This window comes from Francisella salina, from assembly GCF_000219045.1.
Taxonomy (GTDB): domain Bacteria; phylum Pseudomonadota; class Gammaproteobacteria; order Francisellales; family Francisellaceae; genus Francisella; species Francisella salimarina.
On sequence record NC_015696.1, the window covers coordinates 1,101,336 to 1,120,739 of the forward strand.

Here is a 19,404-nt window from a genome sequence, read left to right on the forward strand (position 1 = left end):
TATTAGTAATCACTATTTCTTGGATTTTGAGACTCTTGTAAATAATCAGATATTGCTTTAGTATGTCTGATATAACCTATTATTATAATTAAATCAGTGGAAACTAAAGATATAAAAGATATTGAAGTCGTTGCCTTGTCATTAGGTCGTAGATTTTCTGGGATTAATGCTAGTATGTTAGCTGTGATGCCAGAGCAGGCTAAGCTAGTAAATATTGTAGGTATGGGGTTTAATATTGATTCAAACGGTATTAAAACGATTAGATTTAGAGACTTTTTATTTAAGTGTTGGCGTGATAAATGGCGTATTTGGCATGCACGTAGAAATATCGATATGCTTGTGGGCATTATCTTAAAATACGTTTTTAGATATAAGATAATATTGGTTTTTACTTCTGTAGCACAAAGGCATCATAAAAAACTGACAAAATTTTATATAAACAGAATGGAAGCAGTTATATGTCCATCTGAAATATCTGCGAAATATCTTGAGAGACCGCCATATATAGTGCCGCATGGAGTTAATACGGAAGTTTTTTATCCTGCTGACAATAAGGCTCGAGAGTGGCAAAATAGAAAGTTACCAGGTAAATACGGTATAGGAATATTTGGCAGAATCAGAAAGTCTAAAGGAACTTATGAGTTTATTGAAGCAGTAGTAGCTATGCTAATAAAATATCCTGATTGGACAGCAGTAGTTATTGGTGAAGCAACACCTAAAGATTTAGAGTTCAAAAAACAACTAGAGCAAATGGTTCAGCAAGCGGGTTTGTCAGAACGGATAATATTTACAGGGTTTATCAAGAATAGCAAAGAGATTCCAAGTTGGTATAGGGCATTAGATATCGTAGTTTGTGCTAGTCATAAAGAAGGCTTTGGCTTGCCAGCTCTTGAAGCTATGGCATCTAAATGTGCTGTGATTGCTACTAAAGCTGGTGCTTGGCCTGAGATTATTTCTGATGCTCAGAACGCCTATTTAATAGAACCAAAATCAAGTCAACAGATTGCTGAAAAGTTAGATACCTTAATGTCTAATGATGAATTAAGATATGAAATAGCTCAAAATGGCTATGATTTGGCGTCATCAAAATATAAAATCCAAAATGAGGCTGAAGGAATTCAGCAGGTTTATAACCAACTTTTGAAAAGAAAGTGATTAGATATACTGTTTAGTTTTTATTCATAGTAACTAATTTATTTGTAATATCATTATTTGGGAATGGTAGTTTTTCTAAGATAACATCAAAACTTTTTGTATTATCTTTATCTAGAGTATTTAAGTCCACAATAACAGGATTATTAGGTTTGTTATATGTTGTTATGTATAGTTTATTATTATTTAAATCTTTGATTACTACGTATGCTGTATGATCAAACATTTTCTTATTCTGTATTTCATCGGCTACAACACCTTTCGGAATATCAACATTATGTAATATATGAGTTACTTTTGATACAAGACTATCATCATTTTTAGGACTTTTGTTATTTGTATAATAAGCAATTGCAGCTGTTCTAACAAATCTTGACGGAGGAGAATAATCTCCAGGAATTCCAAGTAATCCGCCACCTAGAAAACCACTGATATCTTGAACTGTTTTTTCATGTTTTTCAGTATTTATAACATCACTGATTTTAAGATTTGTTGGGGTTTTATTATCTAGTGATAAGTAATTCTTTAAGTTTAGTAATTGCCAGTCATATGTTGGTGCATTTGTCATTACTTTAACGTTTGAGTTTACATTGTAGAATTTAACTTTACCATCTATGTACTCAACAACTAAGCCAGCACCATTTTTATCTGTTATTAAAAAATGAACTTCTGGAGATATTCCATCAATTTCTATATTTTTATCAGACCATACTTTATATTCTTTTAATGCTTGCTTTACTTCATTAACATTGGCAAATTGACTTAATATAAGGGTGGTAGACTCAATTATTGATGCATATTTAGAGTCACTCTTATTTACAGTCTGATATTTTGTGAATCCAGGTAAATAGTTTGCGCTTAGGCTTAGCCCTTGGCTATTTTGTCCATCAATTACAAGAGTTTGTCCATTTTCTGATAAGCCTGTGGCTAATACTGGATATTTTGATTTGTATTCCTGTTTCGGCAGGTTAGTGCTACTAGGAGCTGTTAAATAGTGAGAAGTGTTTTTAGGAATGTAGAGAAGCTGCCAGTTCCAATCAAGAGCCCACTCCATGGTTCTTCCCGATACTACATCACCTTTTTTATTTACTAGAGTTACAGCTGTGCATGCTATAGATTGCGAAAATAACATAAATAATAAAGAAATATAGGTAAAAGTTTTTTTGAGTAAAGATTTCATTGATAACTATCCTTTGTTTATATTAGCTATGCTGATATTAGCATAGTTTTAATAAACTAATACCATTCATATTTTGATGCCAATATATAATTTTTAATAGCTGAAATTAAACTTTCACTGACTAACTTGTTTATTTATAATCTATTTAGATATAAATCAAACTTGTTAGTTAATGGAAGAAACAGTCCACCATTCAAATAAACACCCTAAAGCTTTGTGGTATATTATAGCAATTTATATGTGGGAGTATTTTAGCTTTTATGGGATGAGAGCTTTGTTAATATTATATTTGGTTGATCACCTTAAGTTTGGTGATACAACCTCTTATGCAATTGCTGGGGCGTATGTGACTCTGGTATATCTTTCGCCGATTGTTGGAGGAGTTGTCGCAGATAGAGTATTAGGGTATAAAAAAGCTGTTATTTATGGAGCAGCACTTATGTCTATTGGACATATTATTTTAGGTTTTGGAGGAGATGCTAAATTATATCTAGGAATGGCTTTTATAGTTTGTGGTTATGGTTTTTTTAAGAGTAATGTTTCATGCCTACTGGGGCAGCAGTATAGTTCCCATGATCCTAAAAAAGATTCAGCATTTACATTACTATATTTAGGAGGCAATTTTGGAGGTATATTCGCTCCTATGATATGTGGCTTGATAGCCCATTATTATGGTTGGCACTACGGTTTTGGAGTCGCTGGTATTGGTATGATATTTGGGTTAATAGTATTTATGCTCGGTTCTAAATATATTCCAGATATTCTTCCTGAGAAACCCTTACCTAGATATTTTAATAGCTTTATACTTCTTTTAAGTATAGTTATTATGGTTGTGCTTGCGTATTTTGCTTTAGAGTATCTTTTTGATGGTTATCTTTTAGCCGTGGTTGCTTGTATAACAACATTATTTTTTATAATTATTTTTATTAAGACAGATTTCTCTACGCGTAAATCATTAGTTACTTTATTACCTTTTTATATATTTGGTATAGTTTTCTGGGTTTTTGATGAGCAGCTGTATACTTCTGTCGAAATATTTATACATAGAAATGTCGATACTTACTTGTTTGGGATTGATATACCGGCTAGTACATTCACTTCTATGAATTCTCTGTCAATATTATTTGGAGGTTTGATTCTTGCTTGGATTTGGAAGAGAGTAAAGTCTTTAGATGATGATTTTGGTCGGATGATGAAATTTTCATTTGGCTTTATATTTCAACTAATCTGTTTTATTTTATTCTTTATAGCTGCCAAAAATGCTAGTTTGGATGGTACGACATCAGCGCTATTGGTAATTATTGCTTTGGCATTCTTAGGAATATCTGAATTATTTATAGATCCTATTGCTCTTTCTGAGATTACCTCCGTTGAAGATAAAAAATATACAGGTTTTTTAGCAGCATCATATATGCTTTTTACAGGAAGTGTTGCAGGATTCATAGGGGCAAAAGTTGCTGACTTAGCTGCATTTAAAGGAGCGGGTGAGGATATTGATTTAGTTAAACAAGCTCATTTATTTGAAGGATTGTTTACTCATATTATGATTATCTTAAGCGTGACTATTTTACTATGGTTTCTAGTAGCATTTCTTATAAAAAAACTAAGATAATAACTTTAGTTACAGATAAAAAAAGGATAAACTGCGATTATTTTATCATTTAGTAATATAACTCTTGCTTTAGAGCGTTCTGATGCTGGTATTTTCAGCTCTTGGAATAGTACTTTTAACTTATTTGCTTTGTTTCTGCCTTGATATCTACATTTATCAGAAGCTTGTCTTTTTCTGACTATAATCTCCTTAGTATTAAAGTCATTATTCAATTTCTCTTTGAGCCATTCAATTATGTCTTTATTATTTAAGATTAAATTTAATTGGTTATTACTTTTAATTATTAGTTGATTATATTCTACGGATATTTGATATTGTTTACTGATATCAAACTGGCAGCCAGTGTGAATATTGCTAAGAGCTTTATGTATTTCTTCAATTTGTTTACTTTTTAGACTTTGATTTGTTGTTTCTTTAAACCAATGATGAATCAAACTTTTTTGTATATCATTATCTAAGGTAAGTAATTCAGAGATAAATAGACCATTATCTTTAGAAATCTTCTGTAATTTTTCATTAAGTAGCTTTTGTAATATGTTATTACTTCCTGCGCAGATCTTAGCACTACGAGAAAGAGTTCTGCTAATATTTGGATTAATTTGCTCTAATATTGGCATTATCTGATTGCGAATAAGATTTCGACGATATTTTATATCCTCATTACTATCATCATAGATGTGACTAATCTTGTTTTGGTTTGCATAGTCTTGAATATCTTTCTTTGTATAATCTAAAAGAGGGCGAAGTACGCTCCCATGATTTAATTCTTTATAGTACGGCATACTAGCCAAGCCAGCTAATCCTGACCCTCTTATTGCTTGAATTAAGAATGTTTCAGCTTGATCGTCTAGATGATGACCTAGTAGAAGAATCGGATTAGAATACTGACTCATGATCTCAATGAAGAAATCCATTCTTTGCTTACTTGCCCAAGCTTCAAAACTTTCTCCTTTGGGGGCTTGATCTAGAGAGTGAGCTATGAATTTTATATTTGTATTATTACATTTTGCTTGGCAATGTAATTGCCATTTTAGTGCATCAGGATGGGTATTATGATTAACATAAGCTGCTATGATAGGAATATCTAAATCTTTTGTTATATCTAATAAAACACTAGAATCTACACCACCACTATAACCGATAACTATGTGTGAAGGGGAGTGTTTTAAAATTTGAGAGATAATTTGAGTTTTATCTAGAGACATTTATACAAGAAAACGAGCTTTTATTGTTGTTTTTATTTTTTTGAATTCATCAACAAGGTCTCTTGCCTCATCAGATGTTGATTTAATATCCATTACAACGTAGCCAATATCTTCTAGAGTTCTAAGATATTGACCTTCAACATTAATATTTTTTGCTGCCAGTATCTTGTTTAGCTCATTCATAGTACCAGGTATATTTTGGTGTATATGTAGTATTCTATGTGTTTCAGTATGACTAGGTAATGATAATTCCGGGAAGTTTACAGCATTTAGGGTCGAACCATTATCAGAATATTTAATAAGCTTGGCACTAACTTCATTAGCAATGTTTTCTTGTGCTTCAATAGTACTACCACCAATATGTGGAGTTAAGAAAACATTATCAAAACCTCTTAGTGGACTTTCAAATATTTCACCCTTTGCAGAAGGTTCTTTAGGGAAAACATCTATAGCTGCACCTTTGAGCTTACCGCTTTCTAAAACCTCAACTAAAGCTGCGATATCGATCACATTTCCTCTGGATGCATTTATCAATACAGAATTTTCTTTCATAAAGCTCAATTCTTTGGTAGAAATCATATTTGCAGTTGTAGATAACTGAGGTACATGTAGTGAAACAACATCAGAGTTTTTAAGTAGAGTCTCTAAACTTTCTACAGCATTGGCATTACCTAAAGGAAGCTTTTCTTCAACATCATAAAAGATGACATTTAAGCCTACACTTTCAGCTAATATACCAAGCTGCATACCAATATGACCATAGCCAATAATTCCAAGAGTTTTACCTCTCACTTCATTAGCATTGTCAGCTGATTTGTGCCATTCACCACGATGAGTTTTAGCATTTTTATCAATTACATTACGAATCAATAAGATAGCTTCAGCTAATACAAGCTCAGCGACACTACGAGTATTTGAAAATGGCGCGTTGAATACAGGTATTCCTAGGTTTTGAGCTGTTTTTAGATCAACTTGGTTAGTACCAATACAGAAGCAACCGATAGCTGTTAGATGTGGGGATTTTTCAAGTACTTCTTTTGTTAATTGAGTACGAGAGCGCAAACCAACAATTTTAAAATCCTTGAGTTTATTGATAAGTTCTTCGCCCTCAAGAGCTGTGTTTAGTAGTTCAATATTTTCATATCCAGCTGCTTTGAATGTCTCAAGAGCATTTAAGTGAATACCTTCTAATAGAAGAATTGGAATTTTCTTTTTATTAAGAGATAGTTGGCTCATTTTATAATATCCTTATACAGAAATTTTGGCTTTTATAGCTGGGTGATATTTATAATTCTGAAATTCAAAGTCCTCATATTTGTAATCAAATATAGAGCTTGGCTTTCTTAAGATTTTGAGTGTTGGTAAGTCTAAAGGCTCTCTACTAAGCTGTTCATTTACTTGCTCAATATGGTTGTTATAAATATGGCAATCGCCACCAGACCAAATAAATTCACCAACATCAAGGTCGCATTGCTGAGCAACCATATGCGTTAGTAATGAGTAGCTTGCTATATTAAATGGAACGCCTAAAAATGCATCTGCACTTCTCTGTGTGAGCATACAAGATAGCTTGTTATCAGCAACATAAAATTGGAACATTGCATGACAAGGTGGTAGGGCAGAATTACCTTTTGTAACATTCTCTTGAGGAGAAATTTTTTCTGAAGGTACAACACAAGGGTTCCATGCTGAGACTAGGATTCTGCGTGAATTTGGATTGGTTTTTAGCATTTCAATTACTTCAGTAATTTGATCTATACCTTGATCATTAAAATCACGCCATTGCTTACCATATATCGGACCCAACTCTCCATCTTCAGTTGCCCATTCATTCCATATTCTAACTTTATTATCGTTTAGATATTTTACATTTGTGCTACCACTTAAAAACCATAATAGTTCATGAACCACACTTGGGATATGAATTTTTTTTGTAGTAACTAAGGGGAAACCTTTTTGTAAGTCAAAGCGCATCTGATAGCCAAAAACACTTTTAGTCCCAGTACCAGTTCTATCACCTTTTATAGTACCATTTTCTTTAATATACTTGAGAAAATTTAGATACTCTCGCATTTACTCTTCCTTGTTTTAATAAATACCATAATAAGAATTGCAGCTCCTAATACTATCATTGGAATAGATAATATTTGTCCCATAGTCATCCAGTTAAAGAATATATAGCCATATTGAGGATCTGGTTGCCTAAAGAATTCACAAATAAACCTAGCGCTACCATATAAGAACATAAATAACCCTAATATTAAGTAGCGTGGTCTTTTTTTGATACTAACTATCCATAATACTATAAATAGTACAACACCTTCTAAGAAGAATTCAAAGAGCTGGGAAGGGTATCTAGGTAAAGGACCTCCAGTGGGAAATACCATACCTATTGGTGAGTCCGTAACTTTGCCCCACAGTTCACCATTGATAAAGTTACCAATTCTGCCAGCACCTAAACCTATAGGCACAACTGGAGCTACAAATTCACCAAGGTCAAAGAAGTTTACTCCAAGTTTGCGTGCATATAGTGCAAATGCTATTAATACACCTATAAATCCCCCATGGAATGACATGCCACCATCCCATAAGAAAAACATTTGAGCCGGATTATGGAAGTAATAAGGAAGGTTGTAAAAGATTATATATCCAATCCTACCTCCCAGTATAACACCTAAGGCAATATAAAATGTTAAATCTCCTGCTTGCTCTGGTTTGATAGGTGCCCAAGTTTTAACTTTTGCGCGATACCTCATTAAATACCATCCAGCAAAAATACCGAATAAATACATTAAACCATACCAATGAACTTTAATTGGACCTAAGTGTAAAGCAACTGGGTCAATTTGAGGGTAGTGTAACATTAGATTTAATAGCCTTTTAGTTTAGATTATTGTCTGAGACTCAAAATCAATAGCTGGAGAGTAATTTATATATTCTGGCTTAATTTGATCCTGTTTATTAGCTTTTTCTACCGCTTTCTCTTTTTTATTATTTTTTACAGCTTTAGGCTTTTCTTTTTTAAGATCATTTTGTTCAGAAGTTTCATTACTTTTATCTATTTTTTTTATTCTTTTTGGCTGCTCCTCTTTGACTACAACTTTATCTACTACTTCAACTGTTTCTTTTACTTGCTCTTCTTGAACATTGTCAGTCTCTATAATTTTTTTATTATCAGCTTCTACATTACTAGCTTGTTGTGCAGCTTTTAAAGTACTTATTTCTTTATCTACAGAAACAGTATCAAATTTTAGATATTTATTTGTTTTAGCTCTTTCCTGAGTAGCAACCTTAGTAGCTCCATCATCTTTTAGACTATCATAATTTTCTAAAACATCTTTAACCATAACAGAGACGAACTCTTCAGGGTTTTTAGATATTACTTTTTTGATGTTATCAGTTTTTTCAGCTGTTTGATTTTGATATTTGAGCTGAGTAATATCGACAACTTCTTCTGCATTATTAAGATTTAAGTTATTGCTTCTGTTATTGCTACGGTTATTTGACTTTTTATCAAATTTATCACTTGATCTATTTTTGTTACGATCATTCTTATTGCGATCATTCTTGTTGTCATTATTTTTACGGTCATTGCGTTGGCCGTTATCTCTTTCTTGTCTATTATCTTGAGACTTATGATGTTGAGGCTTTTGACCTTTGTTATTATTTTTATTATCACCACGATCGTTTTTGTTATCGTTTTTACGGTCATTACGTTGACTGTTATCTCTTTCTTGTCTGTTATTTTGAGATTTATGGTGTTGAGGCTTTTGACCTTTATTTTTGTGTTGTTTATCCTGAGGCTTAGTCTTCTCAATAGTCGTATCTTCAGCATTACCACCAAGTTTACCTAGCAATTTACTCAAAAAACTTTTTTTCTTTGGTTCTTCTTTGATAGTCTCTTTTTTAGTGTTCTGAGTATTTTTATTAGCTATATTGTCTTGGGCTTTTTTATTCTCCGTCGGAGCTTGATTTTGACTGTTTGATGTTGTCTTACTTAGCTCTACAGCAGCTACTTTCTTTTTACCTGCTTTAGGAATTTCAACATTGTATACATCTTCTATCAAATCAGAGCTTGTACGATTAGACTTGTAGCTTGCTCCCCAGATTCTTTGCATTTGAAATTTTGGAGATTCCATGTTGAAGTTAGGGATTAGCATTATTTTAACTTCAGAGATTCTTTCAATCTCAACAATACTATCTCTTTTCTCATTTAGGATATATGCAGCTATATCCACAGGTACTTGGACACGTATTTCATTAGTATCTTCTTTGATAGCTTCCGCTCTAATTTTACGTAAGATAGTAAGTGCTGTAGCTTGAGTAGTTTTAATAAAGCCATGGCCGTCACAACGAGGACACTTTTGCATTACACTCTCGTTGATTGATGAACTCAAACGTTGTCTAGAGATCTCAACAAGTCCAAGTTTAGATATACGAGACATTTGGATACGTGCTTTATCTTGCTGTAGAGCTTCCATTAACTTTTCTTCAACTTGCTTTCTATTTGGATAGAATGACATGTCGATAAAGTCAACTATAACAAGTCCTCCGAGGTCTCTAATTCTAAGTTGACGAGCAACTTCTTCAGCAGCTTCTAAGTTTGTTTTGAAAGCAGTAGTTTCTACATCCTCTGCTTTGTTAGCTCGAGATGAGTTAACATCAATTGCGACTAAAGCTTCTGTAGTATCAATAACAATAGATCCACCAGAAGGTAATCTAATCTCTCTCTTGTATGCATTTTCTATCTGTTGATCGATACCAAATTGAGCAAATATTGGTAGCTCTTCGTTGTACAGTTTAACCTTGTTTGTGTCAAAGCTTTGTCTAAGTAGACCAAGTTGTCTTTTAACATCTGCAAAACATTCCTTAGAGTCTACAATAATTTCTTTAACATCTTCTTTTAGATGATCTCTAACTGTTCTTACAATTATGTCGCTCTCTTTGTGAAGTAGGGCAGGCTTTTTGATTTTGTGATAAGCCTTGAATATTGAGCTCCATAATTCAACTAGATTGTCGAAGTCATGCTTTAATTCTTCAAATGAGCATTCTACGCAAGCAGTTCTTGCGATTACGCTCATACTTTTAGGGATATTTAAGTCCTTTAGATATTTTTTTAATTTCTCTCTATCTTCACCTTCAACACGACGAGAAATTCCGCCACCATCTGGGTTGTTTGGCAGTAAAACCATGTATGAACCAGCTAGTGTGATAAATGTAGTTAGTGCAGCACCTTTATCACCACGCTCTTCTTTGTCAATCTGTACGATTAATTCTTGTCCTTCAGAGAGAAGAGATGCTATATTTTCACCATTTGGCACATCTTTTAGATAATACTCAGAAACTTCTTTAAATGGTAAAAAACCATTTTTATCCTCACCATAGTTAACAAATATAGCATTTAAGCTAGGTTCAATTCTAGATATGTAACCTTTGTAAATGTTAGCTTTCTTTTGTTCTCTATCTACGTTTTCGATATCTAGATCAATAAGTTTTCCGTTATCCAGAGTAGCAATTCTTGTTTCTTCACTACTTTTACTATTTATTAGTATTTTCTTCATTTTTTTATTAATTCCTTCAGTAATATAATGTTCATAACTAACCGTTTAACGAGTTAGTTCGTTTTGTTTAGACCTATTTCGGCCATTTTAATAAATCGTGCTAACAGGCTATTTCTTTGAATATGAAACCGACCAAATTTACCATCTTTAGTCAAGCGCCAATTTAGCTTGCGATTTTGTTAAAGTACTATGTACGCAATTATTTGATATAATAGCAATATTAGATATTAATTAAAAGAATTATTGGGTTTAATGAGTCTTATTTACTTAGATTATGCAGCGACAACGCCTCTCAGTGCAAACGTTAAAAATTTAATGCTAAGCTCAATTAATAATGATGTTGACTTTTTTAACTCGGGGTCATCCACATATGAGCAAGCTGAGTTTGTTAGTAATAAAATTGAAGAGGCTCGATCATTAATTGCAACAACTTTGTCTGTCTTGCCTAGAGAGATTGTTTTTACATCAGGAGCTACTGAGTCGAATAACCTTGCAATAAAAGGGGTTGCTTATGCATACCAAAACAAAGGTAATCATATAATTACTTCAAAGGTTGAGCACAAGGCTGTACTTGATGTATGTAAGTCTTTAGAGACTCAAGGCTTCAGGGTCACATATTTGGATGTTGATAAGTTTGGACAGATTAATTTAGAGCAACTTAAAAATGCTATTAAACCAGAGACTATACTTGTAAGCTTAATGGCTGTAAATAATGAGCTAGGGACTCTAAATGATCTTTGTGGAATTGGTCAGGTAACTAAGCAAAATGGTGTGATATTCCATGTTGATGCTGCTCAGGGGTATGGTAAGGTTGATATTAATATAAATGATATGAATATTGATTTACTATCAGTATCTGGTCATAAACTTTATGCCCCAAAAGGTGTGGGATTTTTATATGTAAGGTCTAAAAAACCAAGAGTTAAACTAGAAAAACAGATTCATGGTGGTGCGCAAGAGTTTAATCTAAGGGCTGGAACACTGGCGAACTATCAAATATTTGCTTTAGCTGAAGCTGCTAAAGAGATATTTGCTAATAGACAGAATAATCTTCAGTACATAAAGGATTTACGAGATACTTTTTTAGGTACTATTAAAGAAACTGATGATATAAGGATAAATACAAAACTTGATAATAGCTATCCAGGTATACTAAGTATTACTTTTATTGGAGTAAAAGGTGAAACTTTATTAGCAATGCTTGATGGTATTTGTATGTCTATGGGGTCAGCATGCAATTCTCAGGCTGTTGAGCCATCCCATGTTTTAGCTGCTATCGGCCTGAGTGCAGATCAAGCGGAATCTACAATAAGAATCTCATTCGGTTTGCAAACATCAAAAGAGCAGGTCATCTTCGCAGCTAATAAAGTGGTTGAAAAAGTACAACTTTTAAGAGCTATATCTCCAGAAGGAGAAGAGAATGTATAATGATATAGTAAAAAAATTTCTATTAGATGTTAACTTTGATGATGCTATTATTCTACCTGAGCAAATTAGGTATGAAGTAAAGGATAGTTTTTCGACAATACAGATGTATATTTGTGATAAAAAGATATCATTTAGGGTTTATGGAGATGCTTATATAGTCGCAATGACAAAATGGCTACAGCAAAAGCTAAAGAGTAAATATGATATTAAACAAATAACGATCCAACAGCTTGTAGATAAATTTAACTTGCCTGATTTTAAATATAGAAACGCTTCTCAACTAATCGAGCTTATCGAGAAAATCAATGCAACAACTATATGATTTTTATATATTACATCAACGTAAGTATAAAGAGAATTCTCTACTAGTGAGTATATTTACTCGAGAATTTGGCAAAATTTCTGGATTAATAAGAGTTAATAAAAAAACAATAAATTTATATCAACCCTTGATCAAGTTAAGAGGACAAATTAGTCTTGCGAAAAAGTCAGATGGATTATCTAAAATTTACAACGTAGAGTTTGTTGAGTCATTTTATCAAAGTTCATATATTAATTTATTGTCACTGCAGTACATGAATGAGTTGATATATTTGTTATTAAACTATTCTAATGAAGAGGAGTTTTTATTTGAAAAATATGCTTTTATTCTAAAAAATATAAATGAAATTAATTATAAATATTTGCTGAGAATGTTTGAGCTTGAGTTACTAGATAGTCTTGGACAGGGAGTTTATGTTGATTGTGATGTCGATGGTGTGCTTATTGATGAAAGTCTTAATTATTCGATATATGCCACTGGATTTAAAAGAACTCTATCGTCTATACCAAATAGCATTGTGGGTAAAAGCCTCTTGAAAATCAGTCAATCAGTCAGTTCATGGACAGCTGAGGATTTAAAAGCCATTTCTAAAGTTACTCGTGCCCATATTGATTATGCTTTAGCTGGTAAGCAATTAAAAAGCCGGAAACTTTTGATAGATTATTTGAATTTGGGCAAAAAATAGTCTTTGTAATTATGTTTTGTTAGATAGCTTGTTCTTAAAAGCTTTGATGAAAGATACTGTAGGTGGTATTAAAGATACAACAATAATTAAAATGACAAATAAACCGAAATATTTTTTGACAAAAGCATTGTTGCTAAAGAAAAATGCTAGGTAAATAATAGAATAAACCCATATAAAAGCACCTATAATTCCCATTAATACAAATTTAGGATATTTCATGCGTGCCATACCAGCTGTAAAAGGCATGAATGTTCTTACAAGTGGCGTGAATCTTGCTAATATAATTGCTGCAGCACCGTACTTATTAAAGAACTCTTGTGCTTTAAGTAGGTGAGCTGTTTTGAGGATTTTTGCATCATCTTTAAATATCCGTTTACCAACCATTCTTCCAAGGAAATAATTGCAGGAGTCACCAAAAACGGCAGCAGTTACAAGTATCGGAGCTAATATGTGTACATTTAAACTAGTCGCAGCACCTGTAAGTCCTAGTGCAAAGAGTAATGAGTCACCTGGTAAAAAAGGGGTTACAACAAGTCCTGTTTCGCAAAAGATGACTAAGAAAAGTAACAAGTAAGTCCAGTCACCAAGTATATTAATATATGTGCTAATAAATTGATCTAGATGCAGGATAATATGAAACAACGCTGAAATGGTATCCATAAATTATTCATTTTGAATGTTTTGTCGTTAGATTATAAAAAAATAATACTTAAAGGTTAAGCTCTTTTTGCTTTTATTTTATTTATAATGCCTTTGAGAATCATTTGAATCATAAGTGCTGTTATGACTATAACAATAATCAAGCTTAGATATTGTTTAACAAAATGGTTATCACTAAAAAAGTATACTGTATAGGTAATTGAGAAAGACCATATAACTGCCGATATGATACCTAATGTGACAAATTTTGCATAGTTCATATTGCTGACTCCAGCAACAAAAGGAGTAATTGTTCTAACAAAAGCTATGAAGCGTGAAAAAATTATTGCTTTTGTACCATATTTGTCCAAAAACTCTTTGGTTTTGATCAAGTATGCCTTTTTGAGAATTCTAGCATGTGTGCTAAATAGTTTCTCTCCTATAAATTTACCCGTAATATAGTTGCACGAGTCTCCTATAATAGCTCCTAAGCAGATTGACAGAACTGCTAAATGGATGTTGATGCTTGTTGCAGCGGCAGTTAAGCCTATTGTGAATAAAAGCGAGTCACCAGGAAAAAAAATACCTAGGACTATGCCAGTTTCACAAAAAACTATAAAAAACAGTAGTATATAAAACCACACGCCTAACATATCTATAAAATAATTTATGTATTCATTAAAGTGTATAATAAAATCAAACATTACTTTACTCCGGCTTGATTTTTATTGATAACGCATGGATATATGGCATGAGCTTTTCTACAGATTTAAATACTTCCTTATGAGCTTTGATCTTTGAGGTGTCGCTCAACTTTTTAGAAGAGATATTAATGACATAATGGTATTTGCCTTCAACAAACCCTTTATGTTTAGCATGCTTGTGCGTCTTATCTATTACTTCAATTAATGCTTGAGAATCAATTTTGGATAGTATTTCACTTTTAATTTGAGTTGCTACAGCTGTACTATCCATGTCTCATAATATCCTTGTCGGTGTAATAATTAAATCAAGCTTAATATCATATATGTCTATGATAATATCATTATTTTGCTGTTCATCAAAGGCTATGCCTATAGTTAAAGGGGAATTAGAGTTCTTTTTGAAGCTTAGAGTATAGTCGTAAAAGCCTCCTCCCATTCCCATTCTGAATTTGTCACGATTAAAACCAACAATTGGCACTATAACAATATCAAGCTCCCAGGCTGAGATAATATCCTTTGCTGAATATTTAGGTTCTTTTATTTTATATTTATTTAAATAATATTTTTTTGAATCCTTAGCAAACCACATTCCATGCTTTATGAAAGGATGAACTATAGGTAAATAAATATTTTTAAAGCTGTCATTGATCAGTGATGTGTTGACTTCATTTTTGAGTGAAACAAAACTAGCTATTTTTGGATCTGAAAAGTTGTTTTGAATATAGTCTATAACTCTAAGGTTTATTTTAGAGGATAACTTATCCTTGTTACCTAAACTATTTCTAATGTTTAAGAGCTTTTGGCGTATATTATCTTTATTCATGACTAAGACTATAAATAATTAGTTGTCCGGAGTACCGTTTTAGCCCAATATTCTTGATCCCATTTGGTATCAAGTGGGTGTCATAATCTCAACGTTGGGCTTCTTTGTAAGTGCTAGGCACCAAAGCTTGCTCTCTAGTTGGGATACCAAGACTCCCTATTCTAAGTAGTATCGGCTCAAGATTGTAGCTAAATCACCAATAACCCAGACAACTAAACTTTTGAATACGTGATTATTATAAACGACTAAATGCGGCGTTTGAATGATTTATGGTAAAAAGTTTATAGATATATTGCTTGACTTTGTTTGATTTAAGCTATCTGTTTTTTTGTTTAAGAAATGAATATTTTTTTAGACTAATACTATTAAAAAAGACCTATAACTAATTATCTATATGAAGTAAAATATCAGTTAGTAATATATAAAATAAATTCTAATCTATGAAAAATGAGAAACCTAATTTTGAAGATGTTGTAGAAGCTCTAAAAGTAATGCAAGCCTTGACTTCTGCCTCAGAAGCACATGGCTTACTGTGTGCATTATTTAGTTTTGGTGCTGAAGTTAAATTTACTGCTTGGTCGGATTCTTTGATGACAAAGTCTATACAAGAAGGAGACTTAGTAGCTACATCGGCACTACAAACTATGAAAAAACTATATGATTATACAAAGTCGCAATTTGATGAGAAAGGTTTAACTTTTGACCTTTTCCTACCAGAAGATGAAGAAGAGCTAACTTATAAAGCAGAAGCTCTTACATATTGGATAAAGGGTTTTTTATCAGGTGTTGGGTTATTTGGACTAGATTTCGAAAATTCAAAAGATAAAGAAGTAAAAGAAGCAATTAATGATTTAATGCAAATATCATATATGGATTATGAAGCTCTTGAGGATAATGATGAGTGTGAACAAGATTTTATAGAGTTGTTAGAGTATACAAAGGTTGCAGTGTTATTGATTGATAGCGAAAAAGTTTAGGTTATTCTATGAATATTAAATACGATATAGCAATTGTTGGTGGCGGAGTTGTTGGTTTACTTACATCCTTAGCCCTTGCAAAGACAGGTTGTACAATTATTCATATTGAAAAAGATGAACTAGAAGTCAAAAATGATAACCGTAGTATAGCTGTGTCTTATTCATCGATTGCATTCTTGAATACTCTTGGTTTGTGGGATAAAGTTGCTAGTAAAACTCAATCCATAAAAAAGGTTCATGTCTCTGATAAAGGACGATATGGTAGAGCTGAGATTTTTGCTAAGGATGAGAATCTGCCATTTCTTGGGGCTATTGCTCCAATGCAGGAACTATTAGCAGTTGCACTGCAGAGTGTTGCTGAAAATGAAAACATCGAAAAAGCTTTTAAGACTAATGTAGTTAGCTTGCAAAAGAATGCTGATGATTATTCGCTAGTTGTTGAGCAAGAACAACAAGATAAAATAATACAGGCTTCATTAATAATCGCTTGTGATGGTGCAAGCTCAAGTATACGTAAAATGCTAAATGTAGGAGCTCAAACTACTGATTATAAACAAGATGCAGTCGTTTTTGATATCCAAACAGATCTTGATAATGATAATACAGCGTTTGAGAGGTTTATGACTGATGGTGTGCTTGCAATACTTCCTAAGTCAAAAACTACAATGGGCTGTGTTTGGACTGTTGATCGAGAAGACTCAAAAGCAAAGTTAAGCATAGGTAAAAAAGAGTTTGAGGAACTGGTTCAAGATAGATTTGGTTATAGATTAGGTCAGATTGAAGTTGCTACTAAGCCTGCTGTTTTTCCTTTATATCTTGTTCAATCAAATGAAGTATATAAAGATAATGTACTATTTTTTGGTAATGCTTTGCATTTTTTACATCCTGTATCTGGTCAAGGCATGAATTTAAGTATTCGAGATATCGGCTTTTTATATGATTTACTTGTTGAAAGTGATTTTTCACAAAGCTCTATAGCAGCAGTTTTAGAAGAGTTTGCCAAAGTTAGAAAGCCCGATCATGATAGAACAATTAATATTACACATGGATTTGTGAAATGGTTTGTATCAAATGATCTTAAGTTTGTGGCAAGTAGAAATGTTGGATTACACTTGTTACAAAGAAGCAAATTGGCCAAAAAAGTTCTATCTCGAGTGATGATGGGTAAGCTGACAAGAGGTTCAACACTAATGAGAAAGGTGGTTGAAGATGAACATTAAAAATCTCCAAAAAGATGTGGTGATTGTTGGTGGTGGTATGGTTGGGCTTAGTTTAGCTTTATCTTTGCATCAAAATGGTCTACAAGTCGCTGTAATAGAAGCAAGAGAAATGAATTATAAGCATCTCAATTCAGATAGAGTAGAAACAAGAGTAAGTGCGGTTAATCATACCTCTAAGAGATTGCTACAAGATTTGGGTGTTTGGAATGCCATTAAAATCAATCGTATATCACCGTATTATCAAATGCATGTTTGGGATGATATTCCTAGTGAAAGCATTACTATTTCAGCAGAAGAGATATCTGAGCATAGTTTGGGTAATATTGTAGAAAATGATGTTATAACACAAGCGCTCATTACTGAAATTAGTAATACGGGTATTGAAATTTTTACGAATCAGAAAATAGAAAAAATTCAAAAAAATGGTAACACGGAATTAGTTGTCTTAGCTGATAAAATTATCGAAACTAGCTTGATCGTCGGCGCAGATGGAGCTAACTCTTTTGTTAGAGATTATTTTAATTTTGAAACTAAAGTTAAACCATATAAACATACTGCGATAGTAGCAACTCTTGAGCTTGAAAAACAACATAATCAAACAGCATATCAAAGGTTTTATGATAAGGGAGTTTTAGCATTTTTACCGTTAGAAAATCCTAATAAAGCTTCGATAGTTTGGTCTGTAAAAACTGATTATGCTGATTTCTTAATGAGTTTAGCTGATGAGAAGTTTGAATTAGAGTTAGCAAAAGCAATTAATAATACTCTTGGGAGTGTAAAACTTTTATCAAAAAGATTTAGCTTTGAACTAATTCAACGTCACGCTAAGAGCTATATTAAAAGTAATGTTGTACTAGTTGGTGATGCAGCACATACTATTCATCCTTTAGCTGGTCAGGGTGTAAATATTGGCTTTAAGGATGTTATAGCTTTGAGTAAAGTTGTAAGTGAAGCTTTTGCCAAAGGTAGATTAATTGGGCATATCTCAACGTTAGATAAATACCAACGCGAAAGAAAGCTTGATAATACTAAGATGATAGCTCTTATGAAAGCTTTTAAAGAAGTATTTGGTAGTGAGAGTGACTATATTAAAAAAGCTCGTAGAGCTGGATTTGAGTTTGTTGATAAATATAGTATCGTCAAAAGTTTGGTAGTAAAACAGGCGTTGTAGACTTATTGATTAATTTCTTGTCTAGCTTTTTCTAAATCTTTTAGAAATTCTTGGTTTCCATTCAAAATTGCAAAGTTTGCCAAAGCTACAGTTCTAGCAGCTTGGACATCACTTTTCCAATGTACTCCGCAAATAACTCGACTTTGGGATTTTCTATCAGCTAACTCAAAAAGCTGCTTAGCTATTTGAGGCTTTAGTTCTGCTAGAATCATAGCGTAATTCCAAGCTCTAGATGAGTGTCCAGAAGGGTATGAATAGCTATTAGGATCCTCATTAGGATCGCAAGGTTTTTTATCAAAAAACACGAAGGGTCTTATTCTCTTGTATTTTTCTTTAGCTGATTGCTTTATATTCGATACATCAGTCGTTGATCTGTTTAATAAAGTGTATATTGCAGGAGTTTTGTCTTTAGTAATTTCTTGGCCAAAAGCTTTGCTAAAATCAGCAATATGAACATCTTGGTCATTAGATGCGTCATGAATTGCTATTTTATAATCAGTAGTATTTTTATTTTGGCTAAATACTGCTTCTGATATCGCTTTGTCACTAGAGAATGCTAATGAATCTGTACTTGGAGGAGCTCCGATAATACTATCTATATTTATGATTTGATTTTTGGGTATATATCCACTAGGCCAGTTACTAGCAAAAGAGGCTGATAATGTTACAAATATAATAATTGTAATGGATAGAAATTTTTTCATAGTTAGCTTTTTGGGTATTAA

Annotated in this window: 18 protein-coding genes, 1 other RNA gene and 2 pseudogenes; 8 read left to right on the plus strand and 13 right to left on the minus strand. The window is 32.6% G+C overall.

Annotated elements, in window-relative coordinates; genetic code table 11:
* The first annotated feature begins 96 nt into the window (after positions 1-96).
* Positions 97-1,155, plus strand: a complete 1,059-nt coding sequence (locus tag F7308_RS05330) for a glycosyltransferase family 4 protein (protein ID WP_013922832.1) — start codon at positions 97-99, stop codon at positions 1,153-1,155.
* Positions 1,156-1,168: 13 nt separating this feature from the next.
* Here the strand turns inward: F7308_RS05330 and F7308_RS05335 are convergent, their stop codons facing one another.
* Positions 1,169-2,332, minus strand: a complete 1,164-nt coding sequence (locus F7308_RS05335) for a linear amide C-N hydrolase (protein WP_013922833.1) — start codon at positions 2,330-2,332, stop codon at positions 1,169-1,171.
* 172 nt (positions 2,333-2,504) lie between these two features.
* Here F7308_RS05335 and F7308_RS05340 point away from each other — a divergent pair, with 172 nt between their 5' ends.
* A complete protein-coding gene (locus tag F7308_RS05340; RefSeq protein WP_083817027.1) occupies positions 2,505-3,944 on the plus strand; it encodes a peptide MFS transporter in 1,440 nt (479 codons plus the stop codon).
* A 5-nt stretch (positions 3,945-3,949) separates the two neighbouring features.
* On the opposite strand, the gene tilS is transcribed toward F7308_RS05340, so the two are convergent.
* The 6 genes and pseudogenes from tilS to F7308_RS05365 all read right to left on the minus strand — a co-directional run.
* A complete protein-coding gene (gene tilS, locus F7308_RS05345; protein ID WP_013922835.1) occupies positions 3,950-5,149 on the minus strand; it encodes a tRNA lysidine(34) synthetase TilS in 1,200 nt (399 codons plus the stop codon).
* On the minus strand, positions 5,150-6,385 hold the full coding sequence (serA, locus tag F7308_RS05350) for a phosphoglycerate dehydrogenase (RefSeq protein ID WP_013922836.1): 1,236 nt from the start codon (positions 6,383-6,385) through the stop codon (positions 5,150-5,152).
* A 12-nt stretch (positions 6,386-6,397) separates the two neighbouring features.
* Positions 6,398-7,222, minus strand: coding sequence for a thymidylate synthase (locus F7308_RS05355; RefSeq protein ID WP_013922837.1), 825 nt, complete (start codon positions 7,220-7,222; stop codon positions 6,398-6,400).
* A complete protein-coding gene (gene lgt / locus F7308_RS05360) occupies positions 7,207-8,013 on the minus strand; it encodes a prolipoprotein diacylglyceryl transferase (RefSeq protein ID WP_013922838.1) in 807 nt (268 codons plus the stop codon). The genes F7308_RS05355 and lgt overlap by 16 nt, the downstream gene beginning before the upstream one ends.
* Before the next feature lie 21 nt (positions 8,014-8,034).
* Positions 8,035-8,250: pseudogene (locus F7308_RS10490) on the minus strand (hypothetical protein); the annotation flags it as partial.
* Between the two features lie 108 nt (positions 8,251-8,358).
* Positions 8,359-10,710 (minus strand): annotated as a pseudogene (locus tag F7308_RS05365) (Rne/Rng family ribonuclease); the annotation flags it as partial.
* Positions 10,711-10,962: 252 nt separating this feature from the next.
* Between F7308_RS05365 and F7308_RS05370 the strand changes: the two are divergent.
* Genes F7308_RS05370 through recO form a run of 3 tightly spaced genes read left to right on the plus strand, consistent with a single transcriptional unit; the run spans position 10,963 to position 13,145 of the window.
* The gene (locus F7308_RS05370) at positions 10,963-12,138 is read left to right on the plus strand and encodes a cysteine desulfurase family protein (protein ID WP_013922840.1); all 1,176 of its coding nucleotides are present in this window, start codon (positions 10,963-10,965) and stop codon (positions 12,136-12,138) included.
* Positions 12,131-12,460 (plus strand): hypothetical protein, encoded by a 330-nt coding sequence (locus F7308_RS05375; protein ID WP_013922841.1) that lies wholly within the window; start codon positions 12,131-12,133, stop codon positions 12,458-12,460. The genes F7308_RS05370 and F7308_RS05375 overlap by 8 nt, the downstream gene beginning before the upstream one ends.
* Positions 12,444-13,145 (plus strand): DNA repair protein RecO, encoded by a 702-nt coding sequence (gene recO / locus F7308_RS05380; RefSeq protein ID WP_041263706.1) that lies wholly within the window; start codon positions 12,444-12,446, stop codon positions 13,143-13,145. Before F7308_RS05375 ends, recO begins: the two co-directional genes overlap by 17 nt.
* Before the next feature lie 9 nt (positions 13,146-13,154).
* On the opposite strand, the gene F7308_RS05385 is transcribed toward recO, so the two are convergent.
* The 5 genes from F7308_RS05385 to ssrS form a co-directional block, all read right to left on the minus strand.
* Positions 13,155-13,805 carry a VTT domain-containing protein gene (locus tag F7308_RS05385; protein ID WP_041263707.1) on the minus strand — a complete coding sequence of 217 codons (651 nt, stop codon included), beginning with the start codon at positions 13,803-13,805 and terminating at the stop codon, positions 13,155-13,157.
* Positions 13,806-13,861: 56 nt separating this feature from the next.
* Positions 13,862-14,488, minus strand: coding sequence for a VTT domain-containing protein (locus tag F7308_RS05390; protein WP_013922844.1), 627 nt, complete (start codon positions 14,486-14,488; stop codon positions 13,862-13,864).
* A gap of 4 nt (positions 14,489-14,492) precedes the next feature.
* Positions 14,493-14,759: a BolA/IbaG family iron-sulfur metabolism protein gene (locus F7308_RS05395; RefSeq protein ID WP_013922845.1), complete on the minus strand. Its 267-nt coding sequence runs from the start codon at positions 14,757-14,759 to the stop codon at positions 14,493-14,495.
* 3 nt (positions 14,760-14,762) lie between these two features.
* Positions 14,763-15,311 (minus strand): 5-formyltetrahydrofolate cyclo-ligase, encoded by a 549-nt coding sequence (locus tag F7308_RS05400; protein WP_013922846.1) that lies wholly within the window; start codon positions 15,309-15,311, stop codon positions 14,763-14,765.
* Between the two features lie 19 nt (positions 15,312-15,330).
* Positions 15,331-15,525: non-coding RNA, 6S RNA (gene ssrS / locus F7308_RS10025), on the minus strand.
* 226 nt (positions 15,526-15,751) lie between these two features.
* Here ssrS and F7308_RS05405 point away from each other — a divergent pair.
* Genes F7308_RS05405 through F7308_RS05415 form a run of 3 tightly spaced genes read left to right on the plus strand, consistent with a single transcriptional unit; the run spans position 15,752 to position 18,679 of the window.
* Positions 15,752-16,288, plus strand: a complete 537-nt coding sequence (locus F7308_RS05405; protein WP_013922847.1) for a UPF0149 family protein — start codon at positions 15,752-15,754, stop codon at positions 16,286-16,288.
* A gap of 8 nt (positions 16,289-16,296) precedes the next feature.
* Positions 16,297-17,508: an FAD-dependent monooxygenase gene (locus F7308_RS05410; RefSeq protein ID WP_013922848.1), complete on the plus strand. Its 1,212-nt coding sequence runs from the start codon at positions 16,297-16,299 to the stop codon at positions 17,506-17,508.
* Positions 17,498-18,679: an FAD-dependent oxidoreductase gene (locus tag F7308_RS05415; RefSeq protein ID WP_013922849.1), complete on the plus strand. Its 1,182-nt coding sequence runs from the start codon at positions 17,498-17,500 to the stop codon at positions 18,677-18,679. Before F7308_RS05410 ends, F7308_RS05415 begins: the two co-directional genes overlap by 11 nt.
* A gap of 2 nt (positions 18,680-18,681) precedes the next feature.
* Here the strand turns inward: F7308_RS05415 and F7308_RS05420 are convergent, their stop codons facing one another.
* Positions 18,682-19,383 carry an acid phosphatase gene (locus F7308_RS05420; RefSeq protein WP_013922850.1) on the minus strand — a complete coding sequence of 234 codons (702 nt, stop codon included), beginning with the start codon at positions 19,381-19,383 and terminating at the stop codon, positions 18,682-18,684.
* Positions 19,384-19,404: the final 21 nt, after the last annotated feature.